The sequence below is a fragment of the Oribacterium sp. WCC10 genome (genome assembly GCF_900113415.1).
Lineage (GTDB): Bacteria > Bacillota > Clostridia > Lachnospirales > Lachnospiraceae > Oribacterium.
In genome coordinates, this window is sequence record NZ_FOPH01000045.1 from 1 (window position 1) to 6,047 (window position 6,047).

The window sequence follows — 6,047 nt, forward strand, 5'->3', positions numbered from 1 at the left end:
ATGACGATTTCGATTCCTATTGGACAGAAACCTCTGCGGCAGAAGGGCTCATGAGTTATATCAGTAAGCCATATAACGGAATGGCGAAGACTATAGCGGAGCTCATAGGTGGTGTGGATGTCAATGTTGATACCGTTGGATTTGCCAATGATCTTGTGACATTTAGAGGAAGGGACGATGTTCTGACATTGATGATACATTTGGGATATCTGGCATACGATTCAGAAAAGAAAACTGCGCATATTCCAAATGAAGAAATACGTCTCGAGTTTCAGCGAGCCATCAGAAATGTGGAGCATGAAGAGACTTCAAAAAGACTTCGGGAAAGTGATCAGCTGTTTATAGATACCATAAATATGAACGAGGAAGCAGTTGCCGCGCAGATAGAGAAGATTCACAGAGAGGAAACATCGCCGCTTCATTACAACAAGGAAGACAGTCTACGAAGTGTGATCAAGCTTGCGTATTATACATATAAGGATAATTATCTTCAGTGGGAAGAACTTCCTTCAGGAGATGGTTATGCTGATGTAGTCTATCTTCCCAAACATGATTCAGGTCTGCCGGCACTGGTTATAGAACTTAAATGGAATAAGAGTGCCGAAGGAGCCATAGAGCAGATAAAGCAGAAGCATTATCCTGAATCACTTAAGGGCTATGGTAGTGAGTTGTTATTGGTTGGCATAAATTATGACAAAGATAAAGCTCCCGGAGAACGGAAACATAGCTGTAGGATAGAGAAGTTTGAGATAAGTTGAACATATTTATCAGGGACGTTGACCAAAGAGGTTAATGTCTCTGTTTTTTATTCTTCTTGAACTGACAATTGTTAAAAATGAATTAAATTATCTCTTAAAATTTGTTGAATAAATGTCTTTGAATGCGGTTTCGGGAAACAGGTGGCGGTGGTAAGATATATGAGTGAATGTGTTTTAGACTGGAGATTTCACAGAGTATAAATGGTTAAAGAGGGGAATAATCAGCATGAAAAAATCAATTTTTTTAGTCACTGCGCTTTGTTTAATGCTTGCGGGATGCGGAGCAACCGGAGTTCCGGAGGCAACGAATAGTACAGGTGGTGCTACCGGTGAGACAGAAACATTACACGCATCTGTACAGCATGAATCGGATTCACCGGAGTGGGTGACAAAACTTCCTGAGGCGCAGGATGAGAATACAAAGCAGCTTTTTGTAGTTGCCGGAATGGGAATGGACAAAACAACAGCAACAGTTTCCATGCATGAGAGAGATAAGGATGGAAAATGGAAGCAGATTCTGTCAACTCCGGGATTTGTAGGACTCAACGGACTTTGCAAGGATGAGGATCACAAGGAAGGCTGTGCGCAGACTCCTATCGGAACATACAAGTTTAACAAGGCTTTCGGTATAGCGGATGATCCGGGTTGCAGCCTCCCTTATGTGAAAGTCACTGATGATACATGGTGGTCAGGTGATGATCGCGAAGGTATGCATTATAACGAAATGGTTGACATAAAGGATTATCCTGGCCTTAATCTCGACAACAGTGAGCATATTCTGGACTATGAGTATCAATATCAGTATTGTCTTAACATAAGCTTTAACGAAGATGGAACTCCGGGTAAGGGATCAGCTATATTCCTTCATTGCTTTGGACCGCTTAAGCCATATTCCGGAGGATGTGTTGCTATTCCGGAAAACATAATGAAGATGGTAATGCAGAGAGTTGATAAAGACTGTGTTGTAGTGATTGATACTTTCGAAAACATGGGCGGAAGCTTCTGAGAAAAGATGAGTGAGGAGGATGTGGATTTTCAAAGGTTGAGTAAATTTACGGTTGGTGAGTCAAATGTCACTAAGAGTTGAGTCGTTTTACGGCAGAACAAATATTTGCAGATAAAAGTTGAGCGATGATACGGAAAGTTGAGTGATAATACGGCAAAAAGCGTAGATTTAGCGGTTGAAACCGGTGAAAATCAACTAAATGTGGATAACTTGACGTAATTTTACGCAAAAAAAGTGAGTGAAATATCGGGAAACGTAAAATGACTCACCTTTTAATATGGAGTATTCCGTAAATTCACTCAACTTTCATGTATGTCTATATATTTTCTAAAGGGTGTTCAATGACTTGAATAAAATAGATCTGTATCGGCTTATCCTTTGGTAATGTAAAAAAATAGAGTAAATAGGAATGAAAATAATACGCAGGTGATTCCTTCAGAATATAAAATAAATAACCTCGTCAATACACCGATAGTTCAGTGTACCGACGAGGGTTAATTATCGATACTGGTTAATATCAAGAAAGAGTTTCTGTGTACCATCCCATATGGGAGCTGTCATGCAATTGAATCAAAGACTTTTCCGAGTCCTGTATCATCAGCAAGACTCTTTGAGGCAGAGTCTCCGACAGGATATGAAATCTTTGTTGTAGTCTCTCCGCCTGCAACATATGTGGTTCCACATTCGGGACATACAGCTGTCTTGATGGAGACAGAGGCCTGAAGAACCTTTCCATTTTTTTCATCAGCTTTCTGATATGCATTGGACACATGTTCCTGCTCGTGAGCTCTAACCTTTGAAGGAGCTTCGCCGACGGAAATATGTGAGGCTGACTTGAATGAGACATCCATTTCGTTTGAGCCGTCCTGATACTTTCGATTCTTACAGGTTTGACACTCGGAAGGAGAACTGATCCTGCCGGCTTTCACTGTATCGGAATCGGTCTGACCGGTGGTCTTGTTGGGATGATCCTGAAACTGTCTGTAGTTCATGTAGCCCTGAGCACTGTTATAGTAGGCTTTAAAATATCTTTCATACGGATTACTGTCGGATGATTCAGAACCGATGGCGCCTATAGGGTTAATAGCCATAGCTGCTCCTTTCCAAAGTCTCACCGGGGTAAGACTTTAATTTTTTATTAATTCACGAACGAAAAGCTTATATTTGAATTTATTTTACCACACGCTCCCAGGGAACTGTAAAGGAGTTAGACACAATATTTTAGAAATATTTAACAGAAAATCTAAGCGCACAAATAGATTGTGCAAAATGCACTTGCAAAAAGGGAAAGACGTGGTAATATAAAAATATAGATTGTACACAATCAAATATGGCGAATGAATCACGTATGGAAACACTTGGGAAATAATAAAGATATATAGGAGGAAACGGAAATGTACGATTATGATGTTTTGTTTTTGGGAAGCGGACATGCAGCATGGCATGGAGCACTGAAACTGGTAAAAGCCGGAAAGAAGGTTGCATTTGTGGACGGCGATCTCATCGGCGGAACCTGCACAAACTATGGCTGTGATGCCAAGATACTACTTGATGCTCCATTTGCATTTGTCAACGGATTGAAGCGCTACAAGGGAATCGGAGTTGAGTCGACTCCTGACATTGACTGGTCGGCGCTTATGAAGTACAAGAAGCAGGTGATAAGTCCGCTGCCGGCAGCATTGGAGCAGGGAATTTTCGGAAGGGCCGGAATGCCGGTCATTCATGCTATGGGAAAACTCCTCGATACGCATACTGTTCAGGCCGGTGATCAGAAGGTTACTGCAGAGTATATCGTCATCGCTACAGGTGAGCATCCGGTGAAGCGGGATGTTCCCGGTAAGGAATTCATTCATGATAGCAGAGATTTCCTTGATATGGAGACATTTCCGAAGAGGATAGCATTTATCGGAGCAGGAATCATCGCTATGGAGTTTGCTTCTATGGCCATCGAGCTCGGTTCTGATGTCACGGTTATCCATCACAACGACCGTGCCCTCAAGATGTATCCCGCTCAGTATGTAGATATAGTGGTTAACAAGATGCGCGAGGAAGGCGTCAAGTTTGACTTCAATGAGTCTGTAGCAAAGATTGAGAAGAGCGGCGATGAATACATTGTGACCTATGAAAGCGGAAAGACCATCGCCGTTGATTATGTGCTGGAAGCTACCGGTCGCGAGGCTAATGTTGACGGCCTCGGTCTCGATGAAGTCGGTATCGAATACAGCAGTAAGGGCATAAAGGTTAATTCAAACCTTCAGACAACTGTGCCAAATATCTATGCATCAGGTGATGTTATCGATAAGAAGATACCGAAGCTTACTCCGACTGCAACCTTTGAGTCGAACTATATCGCAGATCATATCCTTGATACATCAACTGCACCTATAGAGTATCCGGTTGTTCCGAATCTTGTATTTACATTACCGCGTATCGCGCAGGTGGGTGTTTCTGTCGATGCTGCGAAGAAGGATCCGGAGCACTATGATGTGGTTACAGTGCCGTACGGAAAGACTCTGCTTTTTGAAGCAAAGAATGAGGTATATGCGGAGTTTACATTTGTGTTCGATAAGGAGCACAACCTGGTGGGAGCTGCATTTGTTTCGGATGATGCAGGTATGTTCGTTGACATCATTACCCTCATCATCAATAAGAAAATGACTCAGTCGGAGCTCAATCAGATGATATTTGCATTCCCGACAGAGAGCTACGGATTGATTTCGATGGTAACAGGACTTTTGAAGTAAACGCCGCAGTGGGTGTATAATAAATCTGATAATGTAGCATAGTGTCCTTCGATTTCGATCGAAGTAGCCACGCGGCTTTGAGTACTTCAAAGGAATCTGTAAGGATTTCTGCTCTATGCACACGAATGTGTGCGTAGGGGACAATCAGTGAGTGGCAATGCTTTTGACACTAACGTCTAAATATAATATCTGGCCGCAAAAAATGTGACTTAATGGAAAGGAAGTAAAATTATGCAGAGAGCAGAAAAGTTTTTAAAGGATGCAGGTACTTATTATCTTGCAACAGTTGAGGGAGATCAGCCGAGAGTAAGACCTTTCGGTACTGCCAACATTTTTGAAGGAAAGCTTTATATCCAGACAGGAAAGAAGAAGGATGTTTCAAAACAGATTCACACAAATCCAAAGGTTGAGATCTGTGCTTTTAAGGATGGTCAGTGGCTCCGTATAGCCGGAGAGCTTGTTGAGGATGACAGACGCGAGGCAAAGCAGTCAATGCTTGATGCATATCCTTCACTTCAGGGAATGTACTCAGCAGATGATGATAATACTGAGGTATTCTACCTTAAGGATGCAACAGCAACTTTCAGTTCGTTTACATCAGAGCCGGAAGTTGAGAAGTTCTAAGGATTAATGACGTCAGCCCCCAAGGGTATCCATTGAAAATCGGGACGCTTCGGCAAAAAAATCTGAAACAGCCTCCATAAGAACCACATAGGCCCTCAGCAGTTTCTGAGTTTTCCGGATGAAAACTCAGAATTGCCGAGGGAAATAAGGATAAATCCAAGTGGTTCTAATGGAGGTTGTTTTGATTTTTAACGCCTCAGCTTTACTATTTTTAATGGATGCCCTCGGGGGCTGACTGATTCTACTCCCCTGATGGCTTGTCTCAGGAAGGCTGGAATGTGGTTGGTAAGCAGATTGAGCATGAAGAAAACCCGACCGTGATGGTCGGGTTTTCTTGTATAAATCATGTGTTACATTCTTTGATATGGTTTAGCTCAATGCTTCTGATTAAGTTGCTGAAGAGCTGTAGATCATATATGTAAGACCGGCTGCATTCTTGTTAACAGGAATTGTAAGTACGCCGTCCATAATACATGGAACTAATACGCTTGTTCCGTCACTGAATACTACTGTGTAGTACTGACCGGTGGATACACTTGCGTATACAGGTAAGTCTACTGTATCAGTTAATGCAGTTGCAAACATATTTGCGAAATTAACAAAACCTGCACCTAACATATTGTCAGCTCCAAAACCGCCTACGCCTGCAGCAATAAAGTTATTGATAGCTGCCATAGGATCGAGAGGCATGAGAACATCGGTTATATTAAGGACTGTATTTGTTCCGGCAAGATTTGGTGCCTGGATCGTTAAGCCCTGATATCTGGTCATGTCTGATGAGAAACCCGGGGCGTCATTGCCTGCGTTTCCTGTGTTGTTTCCTACAGACCAGTTCTGACCGGATCCTGAATCAGACTTTCTGTGGTCTCCCTCGGTGGCTACGACATTGGATGCATCGATCTCGGTAGATGATAT

General features: G+C 42.4%; 6 protein-coding genes. 4 read left to right on the plus strand and 2 right to left on the minus strand.

The genetic code is table 11. From position 1 onward, the window contains the following. Window positions 1-758, plus strand: a 758-nt coding sequence (locus BM294_RS15455) for a PD-(D/E)XK nuclease domain-containing protein (RefSeq protein ID WP_175494732.1), incomplete at its 5' end; no start/stop codon positions are given. Window positions 759-984: 226 nt separating this feature from the next. Then, the gene (locus tag BM294_RS15460) at window positions 985-1,764 is read left to right on the plus strand and encodes a L,D-transpeptidase family protein (protein ID WP_091209962.1); all 780 of its coding nucleotides are present in this window, start codon (window positions 985-987) and stop codon (window positions 1,762-1,764) included. Between the two features lie 557 nt (window positions 1,765-2,321). On the opposite strand, the gene BM294_RS16405 is transcribed toward BM294_RS15460, so the two are convergent. Next, entirely contained in the window at window positions 2,322-2,855 is a 534-nt protein-coding gene (locus BM294_RS16405) for a hypothetical protein (protein ID WP_242944565.1), read from the minus strand. Window positions 2,856-3,158: 303 nt separating this feature from the next. Between BM294_RS16405 and BM294_RS15470 the strand changes: the two genes are divergently transcribed. Together BM294_RS15470 and BM294_RS15475 are read left to right on the plus strand one after the other, a co-directional pair. Then, window positions 3,159-4,508 carry a dihydrolipoyl dehydrogenase family protein gene (locus BM294_RS15470; RefSeq protein ID WP_091209964.1) on the plus strand — a complete coding sequence of 450 codons (1,350 nt, stop codon included), beginning with the start codon at window positions 3,159-3,161 and terminating at the stop codon, window positions 4,506-4,508. A gap of 231 nt (window positions 4,509-4,739) precedes the next feature. Then, window positions 4,740-5,132, plus strand: a complete 393-nt coding sequence (locus tag BM294_RS15475; protein ID WP_091209965.1) for a pyridoxamine 5'-phosphate oxidase family protein — start codon at window positions 4,740-4,742, stop codon at window positions 5,130-5,132. A gap of 387 nt (window positions 5,133-5,519) precedes the next feature. Here the strand turns inward: BM294_RS15475 and BM294_RS16110 are convergent. Continuing rightward, on the minus strand, window positions 5,520-6,047 hold a 528-nt coding region (locus BM294_RS16110), incomplete at its 5' end, for a hypothetical protein (protein WP_175494667.1).

What these genes read in the sequence shown, in the direction of transcription:
- BM294_RS15460 (WP_091209962.1), top strand. Translation starts at nt 985, where the DNA reads ATGAAAAAATCAATTTTTTTAGTCACTGCGCTTTGTTTAATGCTTGCG.
- BM294_RS16405 (WP_242944565.1), bottom strand. Translation starts at nt 2,855, where the DNA reads ATGGCTATTAACCCTATAGGCGCCATCGGTTCTGAATCATCCGACAGT.
- BM294_RS15470 (WP_091209964.1), top strand. Translation starts at nt 3,159, where the DNA reads ATGTACGATTATGATGTTTTGTTTTTGGGAAGCGGACATGCAGCATGG.
- BM294_RS15475 (WP_091209965.1), top strand. Translation starts at nt 4,740, where the DNA reads ATGCAGAGAGCAGAAAAGTTTTTAAAGGATGCAGGTACTTATTATCTT.